At 65.6% G+C, this 16,399-nt stretch carries 14 protein-coding genes; 9 read left to right on the top strand and 5 right to left on the bottom strand.

What is annotated here, in order from left to right:
* Window positions 1–3 precede the first annotated feature (3 nt).
* From U5775_RS21215 to U5775_RS21200, 4 genes are all read right to left on the bottom strand, one after another.
* Window positions 4–894, bottom strand: a complete 891-nt coding sequence (locus U5775_RS21215) for an SMP-30/gluconolactonase/LRE family protein (protein ID WP_322060047.1) — start codon at window positions 892–894, stop codon at window positions 4–6.
* Window positions 895–977: 83 nt separating this feature from the next.
* Window positions 978–1,787 carry an enoyl-CoA hydratase/isomerase family protein gene (locus U5775_RS21210; RefSeq protein WP_322060046.1) on the bottom strand — a complete coding sequence of 270 codons (810 nt, stop codon included), beginning with the start codon at window positions 1,785–1,787 and terminating at the stop codon, window positions 978–980.
* Window positions 1,788–1,961: 174 nt separating this feature from the next.
* The gene (locus tag U5775_RS21205) at window positions 1,962–2,759 is read right to left on the bottom strand and encodes an SDR family NAD(P)-dependent oxidoreductase (RefSeq protein WP_322060045.1); all 798 of its coding nucleotides are present in this window, start codon (window positions 2,757–2,759) and stop codon (window positions 1,962–1,964) included.
* Between the two features lie 298 nt (window positions 2,760–3,057).
* A complete protein-coding gene (locus U5775_RS21200; RefSeq protein WP_322060044.1) occupies window positions 3,058–3,999 on the bottom strand; it encodes a LysR family transcriptional regulator in 942 nt (313 codons plus the stop codon).
* 122 nt (window positions 4,000–4,121) lie between these two features.
* On the opposite strand from U5775_RS21200, the gene U5775_RS21195 reads away from it, so the two are divergent.
* The 4 genes from U5775_RS21195 (at window position 4,122) to U5775_RS21180 (ending at window position 7,948) form a co-directional block, all read left to right on the top strand.
* Complete coding sequence (locus tag U5775_RS21195; RefSeq protein ID WP_322060043.1) at window positions 4,122–5,039, top strand: alpha/beta hydrolase; 918 nt, start codon at window positions 4,122–4,124, stop codon at window positions 5,037–5,039.
* Between the two features lie 86 nt (window positions 5,040–5,125).
* Window positions 5,126–6,061, top strand: a complete 936-nt coding sequence (locus U5775_RS21190; RefSeq protein ID WP_322060042.1) for an alpha/beta hydrolase — start codon at window positions 5,126–5,128, stop codon at window positions 6,059–6,061.
* Window positions 6,062–6,142: 81 nt separating this feature from the next.
* Window positions 6,143–6,781, top strand: coding sequence for an SDR family oxidoreductase (locus U5775_RS21185; protein WP_322060041.1), 639 nt, complete (start codon window positions 6,143–6,145; stop codon window positions 6,779–6,781).
* A 9-nt stretch (window positions 6,782–6,790) separates the two neighbouring features.
* Window positions 6,791–7,948, top strand: a complete 1,158-nt coding sequence (locus U5775_RS21180; RefSeq protein ID WP_322060040.1) for an NADH-dependent flavin oxidoreductase — start codon at window positions 6,791–6,793, stop codon at window positions 7,946–7,948.
* 157 nt (window positions 7,949–8,105) lie between these two features.
* On the opposite strand, the gene U5775_RS21175 is transcribed toward U5775_RS21180, so the two are convergent.
* The gene (locus U5775_RS21175; RefSeq protein ID WP_322060039.1) at window positions 8,106–9,701 is read right to left on the bottom strand and encodes an MFS transporter; all 1,596 of its coding nucleotides are present in this window, start codon (window positions 9,699–9,701) and stop codon (window positions 8,106–8,108) included.
* Between the two features lie 69 nt (window positions 9,702–9,770).
* Between U5775_RS21175 and U5775_RS21170 the strand changes: the two genes are divergently transcribed.
* From U5775_RS21170 to U5775_RS21150, 5 genes are all read left to right on the top strand, one after another.
* Window positions 9,771–10,658 (top strand): LysR family transcriptional regulator, encoded by an 888-nt coding sequence (locus U5775_RS21170; protein ID WP_322060038.1) that lies wholly within the window; start codon window positions 9,771–9,773, stop codon window positions 10,656–10,658.
* Between the two features lie 167 nt (window positions 10,659–10,825).
* Window positions 10,826–12,265, top strand: coding sequence for an FAD-binding oxidoreductase (locus U5775_RS21165; RefSeq protein WP_322060037.1), 1,440 nt, complete (start codon window positions 10,826–10,828; stop codon window positions 12,263–12,265).
* Between the two features lie 92 nt (window positions 12,266–12,357).
* Window positions 12,358–13,458 (top strand): ABC transporter substrate-binding protein, encoded by a 1,101-nt coding sequence (locus tag U5775_RS21160; protein WP_322060036.1) that lies wholly within the window; start codon window positions 12,358–12,360, stop codon window positions 13,456–13,458.
* 31 nt (window positions 13,459–13,489) lie between these two features.
* The gene (locus tag U5775_RS21155; protein WP_322060035.1) at window positions 13,490–14,587 is read left to right on the top strand and encodes an ABC transporter ATP-binding protein; all 1,098 of its coding nucleotides are present in this window, start codon (window positions 13,490–13,492) and stop codon (window positions 14,585–14,587) included.
* Between the two features lie 93 nt (window positions 14,588–14,680).
* Complete coding sequence (locus U5775_RS21150) at window positions 14,681–16,399, top strand: ABC transporter permease subunit (protein WP_322060066.1); 1,719 nt, start codon at window positions 14,681–14,683, stop codon at window positions 16,397–16,399.

Here is a 16,399-nt window from a genome sequence, read left to right as displayed (position 1 = left end):
CGCTCAGGCGAGCGCAACGTCGACCCGAGTCGAGAGCACGGCGCTCAGCGGGTTGGCGCGGCGCACCTCGGGATTGAAATCGGCGGGCGTGACGCAGAGGAACAGCGTGCGTCCGTCCGCGCCGCCGAGGGCGCAGGCGTAGCAGTTGCGCTCTCCGGTCTCGATCTCTTCGAGAATGCGGCCGCCCGGCGCCACGCGCAGCACGCGCGCCTTCGTGAAGTCGGCGACCCAGATCGCGCCTTCGGCATCGACCTGCGAGATGCCGTCCGCGGCCACGGCGATTTCGGCCATGGACGCCATGACGTCGTCGTTCTGCGGCACCGCGCCGAAGCTGGCCCAGTCGCGGCGCGCCGAGAGCGAACCGTCGGCCTCGATGTCGAACGCGGAGAGGCGATTGCCGAACGACTCGGCCACCACGAGCGTGCGGTTGCCGATGACGGTCGAGCCGTTGGGGAAATGCAGCGGCTCGCTGACCATCGTGACCGATCCATCGGCGTCGACGCGCGCGAGGCGGCCCGGACGGCGCGGCGCGAGCTTCATGACGTCGAAGCCGAGGTTGCCGACCCATGCGCGGCCCTGCGCGTCCACGACCATGTCGTTGGGCTCGAATTCCAGATGCGGGTACAGATCGGCATGCGTGACCACGGCACCGTCGTGCTCGCGGCGCAGCAGCTTGCGGTCGTGCATGGACACGGCGAGCAGGCGTCCATCGGGCAGCCAGCCGATACCGGAAGGGCACTGCGGGACCGCCATCTCCGTGCGCAGGTCGCTGCCGTCCTCGCGGATCGAGCACACTCGTTCGGAGTACAGATCGCTGAACCAGAAGCGTTCGTCGTGCCAGCGCGCGCCTTCGGTGTGCGTCATGCCATCGAGCAGCAGGGTCAGTTGTCTCATGATTAACTACTATTAGTTAGGTTGAGGGGCGTACAGAGAGGCGGACATCAAGGCGCCGCCCGGCGCCATGCGCAACCGCGGCGCTACTGCGGCAGACGGGCGGACGGAAAATCCGCCTGGCGCTTCTCGCGCAGCGCGGCCAGTCCTTCCTTGACGTCCGGGCCCAGGAAACACAGCATCTCCGTGGCGAGCGAGTTGTCGAAAATCGGCCCGGCCATGCGCATCCAGTTGTTGAGCGACTTCTTGGTCGCGCGGATCGCGGCCTGGCTGCCGCGCGCGAGATTGGCGGCGATGGCGAGCGACTTTTGCAGGACCTCGTCGCGCGGTGCGCAAAAAGTCACGAGGCCGATGCGCTCCGCTTGCTTGCCATCGACGAAATCGGCCGTCATCAGGTAGTACTTCGCCTTGGCCATGCCGCACAGCAGCGGCCAGACGATCGCGGCGTGGTCGCCCGCGGAAACGCCGAGGCGCGTATGTCCGTCGGTCAGGCGGGCGTCTTCGGCCATTACGCTCACGTCCGCGAGCAGCGCCACCGCGAGGCCCGCACCCACGGCCGTGCCGTTGATCGCGGAGATGATGGGTTTATCGCAGGCCAGCATGTTGTAGACGATGTCGGACGCCTCTTTCATCACGCGCATCGTGGCCTCGTGGCTGTTGGCCATTTCCTCTACCACGGACAGGTCGCCGCCCGCGGAGAACGCGCGATCGCCCGCGCCCGTGACCACGACCGCCTTGACCCTGGGATCGTCGTTGACCACCCCCCAGAGCTGGGTCAGCTCCCAATGCATCCGGTTGTTGGTGGCATTCATGACCTCGGGGCGGTTGAGCGTGACGAGCATCACGCCGTCGGGCTGAGGGTCGAACCGGAGGAACTCAAAATCTTCGTATCGCATGCGGGATTTCAGATGGGTTGGGTCAATAGCAGAAGTATTGGACTCGCCAATGTCGGTCGGTGCAACGTATGCGATGGGAGCGTTCCGTACTTTGGCGCACGCACGCATCGACACGGTGAAAACGTTCGCCGGAGCACCGGCGCGTTTGCGGTGCCGCCGCGACTTTGCGGGCAATCATGGCCGCCGGGACCGGCGCTGCCGGGAGACCTCCGCCATGTACCCGCCCGCTGCCGTGAATCCGCCATCGACAGGCAGCGTGATGCCATTGATGAACGCCGCGCCCGGGGAAACCAGAAAACTGACCGCGTGAGCGACTTCTTCGGGCTTGCCAATGCGTTGTGCGGGGATTCTGTCGGCAGCTTCAGCCACCCTATCTTCCGGCCATGCCGAGCGCAGCAGTTCGGTGTCGATCGGACCCGGCGCGACGGCATTCGCGGTGATGCCGAATTCCGCGAGCTCCAGTGCCATGGCGCGGATCAACCCCATCTGCCCGGCTTTCATGGAACCGTACGCGGACAGGTTGACTGGGCCGGCGAGCCCCGTCACCGACGTGATGAAAACGATGCGCCCATAACCCGCTTCGCGCATCGCCGTGGCGCTCGCTTGCGCGCACGTGAAGGCGGCGCCGAAGTTCAGCGCCATTTGGGAGGCGAGGTCCGCTTGCGTGGTCTCGAGGAACGGCGTGGATTTTCCGCTCCCCGCGTTGTTGACCAGCACTTCCAGTTTGCCGAACTTGCGCAGCAGTTCGTCCACCAGAGCGTGTACCTGTCCGGCATCGGTGACGTCCAGCTGGACGGCGCTGGTTTTACCGCCGAGCGTTTCAATGGCCGACGCGGTTTCGCGGACCGCGTCGGCGGCGATATCTGCCAATACCACGTGTGCGCCGTCCTGCGCGAGACGCGTCGCGATGGCCTTGCCGATACCGCGTGCAGCGCCTGTCACCAGCGCGATCTGGCCCGACAGTTCATTCATGCATCGATCTCCGAAGTTCAAGCGGGTCCATTCTTGACACCGCCCGCTGGGTGTCCCGCGGCGAGCGAACCGCTGTCCGGCGGCGGACCCGGATGGTGCAGCCGGCCACGTGTCGCGTGGCTTTTTCAGGTTGCTTCTCCCTCCCGGCTCAATCTAACATATGTTCGTTCTAATCGCTGGCGTCGTGACGCGGCTGGGCGGATACGTCTCGCGAACCTGAATGGGGAGGTGAACGGGTGCGGCTTCAGAGTCATGCCCAGGTGGCGCGGCGTGGTGGTTGGCCGAAATCGTCCCTGATCTAAACGTGCCGGAGCTTTTGAGCCTCGCGCTCGAGCTGCGCGCGCTGCTCGATCAGGAAATCCATCAGCGCCCGTATCTTCGCCGGCATCTGCGCGCGCGAGAGCACATAGAGGTAAAAGCCGGGAAAAGGCCTGCACCAGGGGCGCAGCACGCGCACGAGCGAGCCGTCGGCCAGATGATGACGCACGCACAGATCGATGTGTTGCACGAGCCCCACGCCCTGAACGGCGGCGCACAGCATGCTGTCGTCGTCGTTGAAGACGGCGTTGCCCTGGGGCTCGAACACGACGGTTTGCGCCTCGGTGCCCGGTGCGGTGAAGGTCCAGCGGTCGATCGTGCCGCTCGATGTGAAGCGGTAGGACAGGCAGTTGTGGCGCATGAGGTCGGCGGGCGTTTCCGGCACGCCGTGGCGCGCGAAGTAGGCCGGCGAGCCCACGATGGCCATCTCCAGCATCGGCGTCACGGGCACCGCGACCATGTGTTCGTCGAGGCTCTCGCCAAGACGTATGCCCGCGTCCAGGCCCTCGGCCACGATGTTCGAGAACCCGTCGTTCATCACGAGCTCGAGCCGCAACCTGGGATGGCGCATGAGGAAGTCGGCCAGGTGCGGCTCCAGCAGCAAGCGCGCCGCGACGCGCGAAGTGCTGAGGCGGATCTGCCCGACGGGCTCGGCATGGGCTTCGCCGAGTTCGGCCACCGCCCGCTCGATGGTCGCGAGCGCCGGCTGCAGGGCGTCGAACAGGCGCTGGCCTTCTTCCGTGAGCGACATGTCGCGCGTCGTGCGATGCAGCAGGCGCACGTTGAGATGCTGCTCGAGCGTCTTGAGCTGTTGCGAGAGGGCCGCGCGCGACACCTCCATTTCCGTTGCAGCCTTGGTGAAGCTGCGGTAACGGGCAATGTTCACGAACGAGGCGAGGGCGGGAAGGAGCGACGAATCCATCGGCATATTGTCAAGTCTAGCTTAACGCTGATGTCTCTGAAAGCGCATTTTTTCTATGTAAAGGGCCGCCTATGATGGAACCCATCGCAGCAGAGAACCCACCCACTCAGGAGCAACCGATCATGCAGAAAGTCAGTTTCAAGAACCTCAACGGCCAGGGCGTGACGACGGCCGCCATCCTCAACCTTCCGGAGGGCTTCGACGCAAGCCGCAAGTACGCGGCCGTAGTGGTCGCGCATCCGGGCGGCGGCGTGAAGGAGCAGACCGCCGGGTTGTATGCAAAGAAGCTGGCGGAAAACGGCCTGATCGCCATCGCGTTCGACGCCTCGTATCAAGGCGAAAGCACGGGCGAGCCGCGCCAGCTCGAGAATCCGTACATCCGTACCGAGGACATCAGCGCCGTGATCGACTATCTGACGACGCTGCCGTATGTGGATGCGCAGAAGATCGGCGCAATGGGCATCTGCGCGGGCGGCGGCTATACCGCGAATGCGGCGATCAACGACCGCCGCATCAAGGCGGTGGGCACGGTGAGCGCCGTGAACATTGGTCAGATGTTCCGCAACGGCTGGGAAAACACGGTCAAGGACGCGGATGCGATGGCCCTGATCGAAGCCGGCTCGCAGGCGCGCACCAGCGACGCCTCGAAGGCGGAGCTCGCCACGCTGCCGCTCGCGCCGCTGCGCAAGGAAGATGCGCCGAACAAGGAACTCGAAGAAGCCTGGGAGTACTATCACACGCCGCGATGCGAGCACCCGAACGCGCCCGGCTACATGACCGCGCGCAGCCTCAACCAGATCATCACCTACGACGCCTATAACAAGGCCGAGGCGTTCCTGACGCAGCCGCTGCAGATCGTGGCGGGCAGCGTCGCCGGCAGCAAGTGGATGAGCGACGACCTGTTCGCGCGCGCCGCCAGCAAGGACAAGCAATTCCATGTGGTCGAGGGGGCGAACCATATGTCGCTCTACGACGTGCCCCAGTACGTGGACGAAGCAGTATCGGTGCTCGCGCCGTTCTTCCAGCGCACGCTGAAGTAAGCGCCAGCCGGGCAGCCGCGCCCGAACACATTGCGTCCATCGGGCCCGGCCTGTGCCGGGCCCAGATCAACGCCAAGGAATTTGTCATGACCACGAGCAACATCAGAACCGTCACCTACAAAAATCTCGGTTGGGATTCGGCCGCCGATATCTATCTGCCGCCGAACTTCGACGAGACGAAGAAGTACCCCGCGATCGTGAGCACGCATCCGATCGGCAGCTGCAAGGAGCAGACCTCCGGCAATGTATACGCCGCCGCGCTTGCGAAGGAAGGCTTCGTCGTCATTGCGTTCGACGCGAGCTTTCAGGGCGCCAGCGGCGGCGAGCCGCGCTTTATCGAAGATCCGGCGATCCGCGTTTCCGATATCCGCTTTGCGATCGACTATCTGGTGACGCTGCCTTATGTCGACGAAAACCGCATCGGCGCGATCGGCGTGTGCGGCGGGGGTGCCTACACGATTCACGCGGCCATGACCGACCACCGCATCAAGGCCCTGACGTCGATCACCGGCGTCAACTTCGGCCGGCTGATTCGCGAAGGCTTCAGCAACTTCGACCCCGTGGGCGCGCTGGAGGCCATGGGCAAGCAGCGCACCGCTGAGGCGAAGGGCGCGCCGCGCAACGTCATCAACTATCTGCCGCCCTCGGTGGAAGAAGGCAAGAAGAACGGCATGACCGATATCGACGTGCTGGAGGCCACGGAATACTACAAGACGCCTCGCGGCCAGCAGCCCCATGGGGCCACCAGCGGGCTGTTCTCGTTCAACAGTGCGGCCATGGGCTGGGATGCCTTTCTGCAAGCCGAAGTGCTGCTCACGCAGCCGCTCATGATCGTGATTGGCGACAAGCCCGGCGCTTTCGGCGCGTACCGCGACGGCTGGGAGATCTATGGCCGCGCGGCGTCGAAGGACAAGCACATCGTGGTGGCCGAAGGCTGGTCGCACTACGACCTCTATGACAAGCCCGAGCCCGTGGCGCTCGCGCTCGCCAAGGTGGTGCCGTTCTTCAAGGAGCACCTGTAATCGTTCAGGCGGCCGCTGGTGCGATGGCTGTACCGGCAGGGCCGATGTATCACGCAATTAAATCGGATACCTGAATAAACCATGAAACACGTACTGATACTCGGCGCCAGCGGGCAGATCGCGCAATGGGTGATTCCCGCCCTCGCGCAACGCGGCGACATCGCGATGACGCTGCTGCTGCGCAACCCCAAGAAGATCTCGGGCAAGGAGCCCGCCAATTCGAACCTCATGATCGGCAGTGCGCTCGACAAGAAACTCCTCGCGCAGGCGATGTCGGGCAAGGATCTCGTCTATGCGAACCTGACGGGCGACGATATCGACGCGCAGGCCCGCAGCGTGGTCGCTGCCATGCGCGCGGCCGGCGTCAAGCGCCTGGTTTTCGTGCTCTCGCTGGGTATTTACGACGAAGTGCCGGGCAAGTTCGGCGAGTGGAACCACGCCACCATCGGCGAGGATCTCAAGCCCTTTGCGCGCGCCGCCGAAGTTATCGAGGCATCGGGCCTCGACTACACCATCGTGCGCCCCGCGTGGCTCACCGACGAGGACGAGATCGACTACGAGCTGACCGCGCGCCACGAGCCCTTCAAGGGCACCGTGGTCTCGCGCCGGAGCGTGGCCGACCTGATTGCGAAGATCATCGAGTCGCCGCGGTTGCATAGCGGCGAGAGCCTGGGCGTGAACAAGCCGAATACCGATGGCGACAAGCCTTATTTTATGTAAGTAGTCCAGATGATCCAGACCGAAGATATCCTTTTCGAGCCGTTTTCGCTTGCCAACGGCATGGTGCTGCGCAACCGCGTGGTCATGGCGCCCATGACCACCTGGTCGTCCAACGCCGATGAAACCGTTTCCGACCAGGAGCTGGCGTGGTATCGCGCCCGTGCCGGCGGCGTCGGCCTCGTGCTGACCGGCTGCACGCACGTGACGGAAAACGGCGTGGGCTTCACGCATGAGTTCGCGGCTTACGACGACCGCTTCATTGCCGGCTTGAGCAGGCTGGCGCAGGCCGCCAAAAGTGCGGGCGCGCCCGCCGTGCTGCAGATCTTTCACGCCGGAAACAAGGCCGTGCCCGCCCTGATTCCCGGTGGCGAGCTGGTGAGCGCCAGCGCAACCAAGGCGCCGCCCGGCCCGTTCAACGACGGACAGCTCAAGAGCCGCGCGCTCGGCCACGACGAAATCCTCGACATGGTCCGCGCGTTTGGCGAAGCCACGCGGCGCGCGATCGCGGCGGGCTTCGACGGCGTCGAACTCCACGGCGCGCACGGCTTCCTGCTCCAGAACTTCCTCTCGCCGCTGTACAACCAGCGCACCGACCAATGGGGCGGCTCGCCCGAAAACCGGATGCGCTTTCCGCTGGCCGTGGTGCGGGAGGTCAGGCGCGTCGTTGCCGCTCATGCCGAACGTCCCTTCCTCGTGGGCTACCGTCTTTCCCCGGAAGAGCCCGGTGCAGGCGCGCTGCGCCTGGGCGATGCCTGTGCGCTCATCGACCGCCTGATCGCGGGCGGCATCGATTATCTGCACGTCTCGCTCTACAAACTGCTCGAGAACAAGCCGCAGGACTATGCGGGCGAGCGGACCACCATCGAGCAGATCGTCGAGTGCGTGGGGCATCGCGTGCCGCTGATCGCGGCGGGTGAGATCCGCACGCCGGAGGAGGCCCGCAAGGCGCTGGCGCTGGGGCTGCCGCTCGTGGCCGTGGGGCGGGGCCTGGCCATGACGCCGGACTGGGTCGAGCTGGGCCGCTCGGGACGCGACGCGCATATCGACGTCGCACTGGATATGTCGAGGCAGCCCGCCGAGCTTCGGATTCCTGACAAGCTCTGGCACGTGATCAAGACGACCCCGGGCTGGTTTCCGGTGCGCGACGACTCGGTCGAAGCGGTTTGACAGATGACAGATACGAGGCCGACGACCGGACCGGACAGCGGCGATTCGACGTCCGCGCACGGCACATGAAGCCGCGGCGCGCTCGACTATCCGTGGCGTTCCCTCGATAAGGCGCCGCGCGCAGGGCGTCGGGTTTAGCGTTGCCCCGCATCGCGCGTCATGCGGGGCAACGCCGTCTGGCGAGCAGCCAGATCGCGACCGCGATCACGAGCGCCAGCACGCCGGCAACGCTGAGCGCCGAGGCAAACCCGCTCGCGAAACCGGCTGGCGCGATCGATCGCATCACGGGCTGCAATTCGGGCGCGAGACGCGCGAGCGCGTGGCCGATGTCACCGGCAAGCAGGTCCGACATGAATGGCGCGTCCACGCAGGCCTTGCCTGCGGCATGGCAGGGCATTGCCGCGTCGATCGCGGATCGGGCGCGCGACGCGAGCACGGCGCCGAGCACGCCGATGGAGGTGACGATCGCCGTGAAGCGCGTGGTCGTGCTGATGCCGGACGCCATCCCGGTTCGATGGGGCGCAACGCAGGCCATGATCGCCTTCTGCGTGTCGCCGTTGAGCACGCCCGCGCCCAGGCCCGTGACGATCATCCCGAACGCCACCGAGCCGTACTCGCCCGCTTGCGCGGCCACGGCGGTCAGCAGATTGCCGGCGCCCACCAGCACAAGCCCGATGGACAGCATCGACGTCGGGCCCGTCGCGTGCGGCGCGATGCGCGCGCCCACCCAGCGACCGACGACCATCGCCAGCGCGAACGGAAGCATGCCGGCCCCCGCGTGTAGGGGCGTCCACTCGAACGCATTCTGCAGATAGAGCGGCAGGAAGGTCATCATCACCTGGGCGCAGGCGGCGTAGCCGAACATCCCGAGCACGGCCGCAACGAAGCGCGCCTGCCTGAACAGTGCGAGGTCGATGACCGCATGCGCGATACGCCGTTCGATCGCGACGAAACCGGCGAGCAGCAATACGCACGCGGTAAAGCGCGCTTCGGTGGCCGCGCTGCGCCAGCCCGCGTCCTGGGCGCCGATCAACGCCCAGATGCCGCTCGCGAGCCCGACGCCGAAGCACAGGCTCCCCGCAAAGTCGCTGCGTCCCGCCTGCGGATTGCGCGAGTCGGTCACCACGCGCCGGGTGCAGACGATCAGCGCCGCGCACACGGGCAGGTTCAGCAGGAAGATCCAGCGCCAGCCGATCCACTGGGTGACGAGGCCGCCGACGAGCGGCGCGATCGTGGTCGCGATGCCCATCGTCATCCCCCAGATCGCCCAGGCTCGTGCTCGCTCGCGCGGCGCGGGGAACGCGTGCGCGATCACGGCCAGCGCCGAGGTCAGCAGCATCGCCGCACCGAAGCCCTTCGCGACGCGAGAGACGTTGAGGAACGTGACGTTCGGTGCGAGCCCGCAGCCGAGCGATGCCAGCGCGAACATGAGCAGGCCGAGCAGCATCGTGTTCTTCCGGCCGTAGCGATCGGCGAGCCCGCCCATCGGCAGCAGGCACGATGCGAACGACACCATGTACGCGCTGACGACCCATTCGACATCGGCGAATCCCGCGTGAAATGAGCGGGCGATCGAGGGCAGCGACACCGCGACGATATTCGTGTCGAGCACGATCAGCGCGCAGGTGGCGGAGGCCGTCGCGAGCACGGCTCCGGCGCCGCGCGGCGGCGCGACGGACCCGGTTGCGGCGATTGCGTTAATACCTGCTTCGTTCGACATGAGCGTGCGTTCCAGCGTAAAGACGGACGCCATCTTAGCGCTGCTCTTGTTGCCGATCGATAGCCGATAAAATCACATTTATTCACTTGAGGATGAATAAACGTGGAACTCGAATTGCGTCACCTGCGCTGCATTCTCGCCGTCGCGAGGCGTCTGCATTTCGCGCGCGCCGCCGACGATCTGGAACTCGCGCCGCCCTCGCTGACGAAGCAGATCCAAGACGCCGAGCGCCTGCTGCAATTCCGGCTGTTTCACCGGACCCGGCGCTCCGTCTCGCTGACCGCTGCGGGCGAGGCCTATATTCCGCAAGCCGCCGCGGCGCTGGCGCAACTCGAACAAGCCCGCGAGTCAGGCGTGCTCGCCGAGCGCGGGCAATTGGGGCAGGTGCGGGTCGGCTACGTGGCGTCGGCGGCGTATGCCGGGGTGATGCGCAAGACCGTGACGGAATTCCGGCGCCTGCATCCACGTATCGAGGTCCAGTTGCAGGAGGTTCCGATGGACGAGATCCCGATGCGGCTCGTCGACCGGCAGCTCGACGCCGCCTATGTGAGGCCGCCGATGGCGTATCCGGAAGGGCTGCAGGCCACGCGCGTGCATCGGGACGAGTTCGTGGTCGCGCTGCCGGAGGATTCCCCGCTTGCCGCGCTGAGCGCGATCGCGCCGAAGCAACTGCACGACGCGCAGTTCGTGGTGCCCGAGCAGGAATTCGGCACGATGGAGGTCGCGCGGCGCGGCCGTTTTTCTCCGCTGATCGTGCAGCGGCCCGGCCCGCTCGTTGCGGTGCTCGCGAGCGTTTCGCTCGGCGGCACGGTCGCCATCGTGCCAGGGACGCTGTGCGATTGCGTTGCGCTGCCCGGCGTGATCTACCGTCCGCTGGCGGGCAAGCCGGTTCCATCGGAGATCGCGTTGCTGTATCGCCGGCACGAGCGCTCGCGTGTGGTGAGTGCGTTTTTGCAGTACGCACGACCGCCCGGCATCCGCGCGCCGTAAAATTTCGACGCACAACCTATTGATTAATAACGAATAAACAAAAATCTCGCACAAAACAATCGTATTTCGATTATTTAAATTCCATTGCGATATTTGTCTCTCTATTCTTGGCTCCATGCCCCGTAGCGAAAGCTGACGACGGTGCAACCCCAACATGGAGACCTCAGATGATCGACGCCCCCGCATTGATCGCATCGCTGCGATCGGCGCTCGGCCACCATGCGGTGCTGGCCGGCAAGACGGATATGGCCGGCTTCGTCGAAGATTTTCGCGGACGGTACAAAGGGCGGGCGCTGTGCGTCGTGCAGCCGGCCAGCGTTGAAGAGGTGGCGCTCGTCGTGCGCCAGTGCGCGGCGCTTGGCGTGCCGCTCCTGCCGCAAGGCGGCAATACGAGTTTGTGCGGCGGCGCGGTGCCCGATGCCGACGGCCCGGCGCCCGTCATCGTGAGCCTCGCCCGCATGCGGCGCATTCGTCATGTGGATGCGGTCAACCGCTCGATCGAGGTGGAAGCGGGGTGCGTGCTGAAGTTCGTGCAGGAGGCGGCGGCCGAGGTGCAATGCCTGTATCCGGTCAGCCTGGGCGCCGAAGGCTCGTGCCAGATCGGCGGCACGCTCTCCACGAACGCGGGCGGCACCGGCGTGCTGCGGTACGGCAATACGCGCGAGAACGTGCTCGGGCTCGAAGTCGTGCTCGCCGACGGCAGCATCTGGAACGGCCTGCGGGGGCTGCGCAAGGACAACACCGGGATCGATCTGAAGCAGTTGTTCGTGGGCGCCGAGGGGACGCTCGGCATCATCACGGCGGCCACGCTCAAGCTCCATGCCTTGCCCGCGCATCACGCGCTCGCATGGTTCGCGCCTGTCGATCCCGAAGCCGCGCTGCGCGTGCTCGGGCTGTTCCAGCAACGCTGCGGCGCCTATATTTCGGCCTACGAATTGATGAACGAGCGACAGCTTCAGCTCGTGGTCGAGCGTGTTCCGCTGCGCCGCAATCCGCTCGCGCAGCGCCACGCGTGGCACGTGCTGGTCGAGTTCTCGGATACGCGCGATGGTGCGCAACTGAATGAGCAGCTTCAGCAGACGCTGGAGGAGGCCATCGGCGCAGGGCTCGTGCACGACGCGGTGGTCGCGGCCAGCGATACGCAGCGCGCTGCGCTATGGGAGGTCCGCCACAGCGTGACGGAGGCGAACAAGGGCGCGGGCGTGGGCCTCACGACCGATTGCGCGGTCCCGGTATCGGCCGTGCCCGCGTTCATCGAAGACGCCACGCGCGCCGTGCGTGATATCGCGCCCGATATCGACGTCGTCATCGTCGGCCACATGGGCGACGGCAATGTGCATTTCATTCCGATGTTCACGTTCGATGCGTGGCAAGGCCTGGCCGATGCGGCATCGACAGCGTCGGCATTGCGGCGCGCCGTGAACGACGTTGCGCACCGGCTGGGCGGCACGTTCAGCGCCGAGCACGGGATCGGGCAAACCGGCTTGCCGGAGATGTCGCACTACAAGTCGCCGGTCGAGCTCGCGATGATGCGCGCCGTCAAGCAGGCACTGGACCCGGGCAATCTGATGAATCCCGGGCGCCTCGTTCCCTGCGTCGTTCCCTGAGCCGCAGTCACAACCACCACGCGCCCGAGCGATTTCGTACAAGTGGAAATCCGGCGCATTTGATACGCCATCCGGAAAACCTGGAGACCACGATGAAACCGAAGCACTCCGAAATTCCCGCCGTTCAGAATCCTTCGCGCCGCAGCGTCCTGAAGGCCGCCGCCGTCGGGGCGGCCGCCACCGCGTTCCCGTTCGTCTGGACGCCCTCGCGCGCCGCGAACAAGCGCATCGTCGTGCGCGACGACGGCGGCATCTATACGAAGGCCTATGGCGCCGTGTACTACGGGCCGTTCACGAAGGCCACGGGCATCGAGGTGATTGGCGTGCAGGCGAACGCGGAACCCACCGCGCAGATCAAGAGCATGGTGGAGGCCGGCAGCTACACCTGGGACATGGCCAAGATCAGCCAGCCCGCGATCCTGATGCTCACCTCGGGCGGCAAGGAATATCTCGAACGCCACGGCCTCGAATCGGACCCGACGATCGCGAAGATTCCGCCGCAATACATGTCGCCGTTCGGCGTGGGCACCAACGTCTATTCGACCGTGCTCGCGTACCGCACCGACGCGTTCAAGGGCCGCAAGGCGCCGGGCTCGTGGGCCGATCTCTGGAACGTCAAGGATTTTCCGGGCCGCCGCGCGATGCGCAAGTATCCGTTCGATACGATCGAGCAGGCGCTGATGGCCTCGGGCGTGCCCACCTCGCAGGTCTATCCGTGCAATCTGGACCGCGCCTTCGACAGCCTCAACAAGGTCGCGAAGCACGTGGACGTCTGGTGGACCACGGGCGCGCAGGTCGAGCAGATGCTGGGCTCGGGCGAAGTGGCGATGGTCGCCACGTGGGCCTCGCGCGCGCAGTCGGCGATGGCCAACGGCGCGCCGGTGGCGATCTGCTGGAACCAGAACATCTGGGGGTGCGATAACTGGTCGATCCTGAAGGGAACTCCGAACGCAAACGCCTGCCGCGAGTTCATCAAGTTCGCAAGCGATCCTAAGCGTCAGGCGCAGCTCGTCGAGTATTTCCCGGCGGGTCTCACGCAGCCCGAAGCCTTTAATTTCGTGAAACCGGCCGTCGCGAAGAACTGCCCGACTTATCCGGAGAACATCAAGAGCGGCCTCCATATCGATGCGCGCTACTGGCTGCAGAACCAGAGCGTGGCGCTGGAGCGCTTCAATAGCTGGATTCTCTCCTGATTCCGCCATCGATTTTCAAGGAGTGACATCCATGCCAGCCAGCAATCTGCATGTCGAAGGGCTCTGCAAGCGCTACGGCGATTTCGTTGCGCTCGCCCCGACGAACCTCGAAGTCGCGCAGGGGGAATTCCTCACGCTGCTCGGCCCGAGCGGGTCCGGTAAAACCACGCTGCTGAGCCTGATCGCGGGACTCGCGCAACCCGACGAAGGGACCATCCGCATCAACGGCACCGACGTGACCTGGGGCGCGCCCTACGAGCGCGACATCGGCATGGTGTTCCAGAACTACGCGCTGTTTCCGCACATGACGGTCGCGGAGAACATCGCCTTTCCGTTGCAGATGCGCAAGGCCGATGCCGCGACGGCGCGCAAGAAGGTGGCCGAGGCGCTGGAGATGGTGCATCTGCCGCATCTCGCGGGGCGCTACCCGCGCGAGCTTTCGGGCGGCCAGCAGCAGCGCGTCGCGCTCGCGCGCTGCATGGTCTATCGCCCCTCGATCATTCTGATGGACGAGCCGCTCGGCGCGCTCGACAAGAAGCTGCGCGATCACATGCAGCTAGAAATCAAGCGCATTCACCGCGATCTCGGCACGACGATCATCTACGTGACGCACGATCAGGAAGAGGCGATGACGATGTCCGACCGCATCTGCCTCATGAACGCCGGCTCGATCACGCAGCTCGGCACGCCGGCCGATTTGTACTTCCGGCCCGTCAACGTGTTCGTTGCCGATTTTCTTGGCGAATCGAATCTGCTCGACGCGACCGTGACGCATCGCGACGGCGAGCAGGTGCGCGTGGGCATCGGCGGCGCGGATCGCGGCCACGCGATGGCGTACGACGCTCTGGTGCGGCCGGGCAGCAACGTCAAGGTGATGATTCGTCCGCAGAACGTGCGCGTGGAGCCCGACGGCCAGGACGCGCCCGATAGCGGAGCAACGCTGCGCGCGAAGCTCACCGACATCATGGTCACGGGCGGCATGACGAAGCTCTATATGCAGTCGCAGGCGCAGGGCGTGGAGGAAATCGTCGCGGCGTTCCCGACCAACCGTCTCGGCGAACGCTACGAAATCGGCCAGACGCTGCGGCTGCGCTGGTCGGCGGCGGACGCGGTGGCGATTGCGGGGTGAGCCATGAATGAGTCTGTACTTGTCACGCCGGGCCAGCAGCGCGTGCCGGCAAGCACACGCCGCCGCCATCGCCGCGCGTTGAAGATCGCGGCCATGGTCGCGCCGATCGCGGTCCTGTTCGCGGTGTTCCTGATCTATCCGGTCGGGCAACTGCTCCTGTTGAGCATCCATGGCAAAGGCGGCTTCACGCTGGTCGAATATCAGCGGCTGTTCGCCTCGTCGGTCTATCTGGAGGTGCTTTGGGTCACGCTGAAGATCTCGCTGCTGACCACCTGCTTTTCGGTGTTGGCCGCGTATCCCGTGGCCCTGTTCATTTCGACGCTCACGCGCGATCGCAAGGCCAAAGTGCTGTACTGGGTGCTGCTGTCGTTCTGGACCAGCTTTCTCGTGCGCACTTTCGCATGGGTCGTGCTGCTCGGCCGCAACGGCGTGATCAACTGGACGCTGATGCATCTCGGCATCATCGACACGCCGCTGAATCTGCTCTACAACCTGCCCGCCGTGATCGTCGGCATGGTGCACGCGCTCATGCCGCTCGCGATCCTCACGATGCTCTCGGTGATGGAGAACATCGACCGCCGTCTGCCCACCGCCGCGGCCACGCTCGGCGCGCGGCCCGGCACCGTGTTCTGGAAGATCTACTTTCCGCTCTCGCTGCCGGGCGTCGCGTCCGCCGGCTTGATGGTGTTCGTCACGGCGATCGGCTTCTTCATTACGCCGACGCTGCTCGGCGGCCGGCGCGAGACGATGATCACGCAACTGATCATCGACCAGGTGCTCCAGGCGCTCAACTGGGGCTTCGCGGGCGCGATCTCGGTGCTGTTGCTGGTGGTCGTGCTGGTGGTGTTCGTCGTCTACGACCGCATGGTCGGGCTCTCGACGATGGCGGGCGGCAGTGCTGTCGCGGGCTCGTCGCAAGCGGGGCGCGGCTGGAGCCGCAAGATTGGCGACGTCGTTCTCAGCGCGCTGGGCAAGGCCACCGACGCCGCGCTGCGCCTCGTGCCGAAGCGTCGCCGCAAGGCCGGCAACGCGGGCACGAGTCCGCGCTCGCTGCGCGCCACCGTCTGGCTCGTGCTGCTGTTCCTGAGCGTGCCGGCGTTTCTGATGATTCCGCTGTCCTTCGATTCGGCTTCGGGACTCACGTGGCCGCCGCAGGGCTTCTCGCTGCAGTGGTATCAGCAGGTGGCGGATTCGCCGCTCTGGATGCAGGCGATCGTGCGTTCGTTCGGCGTGGGCATTGGCACGGGCGTGCTCTCGATGGCGATCGGCACGCCGGCGGCATTCCTGCTCGTGCGCGGCGGCCTCAAGTGGAACGCGGCGTTCCTTGCTTTCGTGCTCGCGCCCATCGTCGTGCCGCGCATGATTCTCGCCGTGGGCGTGTTCTATTTCTACGCGAAGATCGGTCTCGTTGGCTCGTCGCTCGGCCTCGTGCTCGCCCATACCGTGGTGGCCGTGCCCTATGTCGTGATCACCATGATGGCGGTGCTGCGCAATTACGACGTGCGTCTCGATCTCGCGGCCCAGAGCCTGGGCGCGCGGCCGTTCACGACGCTGCGCCGCGTGACGTTCCCGATTCTCGGCGCCGGATTGATGTCGTCGTTCCTGTTCGCGTTCGCGACATCGTTCGATGAACTGACGATTGCGCTGTTCACCTCGGGCGGTCTCAGCACCACGCTCCCGAAGCAGTTCTGGGACGAAGTGACGATGCAGATCTCGCCCGTGATCGCGGCGGTCTCGACCTGCCTGTTCGTCTTCGTCTCCATCCTGATCGCGGTCGCCGACCGCCTGCGCCGACGCAGCCTTGCCTCCTGA

The organism is Paraburkholderia sp. J63 (genome assembly GCF_905220245.1).
In the GTDB taxonomy this organism is placed as follows: domain Bacteria; phylum Pseudomonadota; class Gammaproteobacteria; order Burkholderiales; family Burkholderiaceae; genus Paraburkholderia.
The sequence above is the reverse complement of the archived record's forward strand: the minus strand, read 5'-3'. Positions and strand labels throughout refer to the sequence as shown.

Excerpts from the sequence above, each read along its gene's own strand:
- U5775_RS21215 (WP_322060047.1), bottom strand. The coding sequence starts at position 894 with ATGAGACAACTGACCCTGCTGCTCGATGGCATGACGCACACCGAAGGC.
- U5775_RS21210 (WP_322060046.1), bottom strand. The coding sequence starts at position 1,787 with ATGCGATACGAAGATTTTGAGTTCCTCCGGTTCGACCCTCAGCCCGAC.
- U5775_RS21205 (WP_322060045.1), bottom strand. The coding sequence starts at position 2,759 with ATGAATGAACTGTCGGGCCAGATCGCGCTGGTGACAGGCGCTGCACGC.
- U5775_RS21200 (WP_322060044.1), bottom strand. The coding sequence starts at position 3,999 with ATGGATTCGTCGCTCCTTCCCGCCCTCGCCTCGTTCGTGAACATTGCC.
- U5775_RS21195 (WP_322060043.1), top strand. The coding sequence starts at position 4,122 with ATGCAGAAAGTCAGTTTCAAGAACCTCAACGGCCAGGGCGTGACGACG.
- U5775_RS21190 (WP_322060042.1), top strand. The coding sequence starts at position 5,126 with ATGACCACGAGCAACATCAGAACCGTCACCTACAAAAATCTCGGTTGG.
- U5775_RS21185 (WP_322060041.1), top strand. The coding sequence starts at position 6,143 with ATGAAACACGTACTGATACTCGGCGCCAGCGGGCAGATCGCGCAATGG.
- U5775_RS21180 (WP_322060040.1), top strand. The coding sequence starts at position 6,791 with ATGATCCAGACCGAAGATATCCTTTTCGAGCCGTTTTCGCTTGCCAAC.
- U5775_RS21175 (WP_322060039.1), bottom strand. The coding sequence starts at position 9,701 with ATGGCGTCCGTCTTTACGCTGGAACGCACGCTCATGTCGAACGAAGCA.
- U5775_RS21165 (WP_322060037.1), top strand. The coding sequence starts at position 10,826 with ATGATCGACGCCCCCGCATTGATCGCATCGCTGCGATCGGCGCTCGGC.
- U5775_RS21160 (WP_322060036.1), top strand. The coding sequence starts at position 12,358 with ATGAAACCGAAGCACTCCGAAATTCCCGCCGTTCAGAATCCTTCGCGC.
- U5775_RS21155 (WP_322060035.1), top strand. The coding sequence starts at position 13,490 with ATGCCAGCCAGCAATCTGCATGTCGAAGGGCTCTGCAAGCGCTACGGC.
- U5775_RS21150 (WP_322060066.1), top strand. The coding sequence starts at position 14,681 with ATGGTCGCGCCGATCGCGGTCCTGTTCGCGGTGTTCCTGATCTATCCG.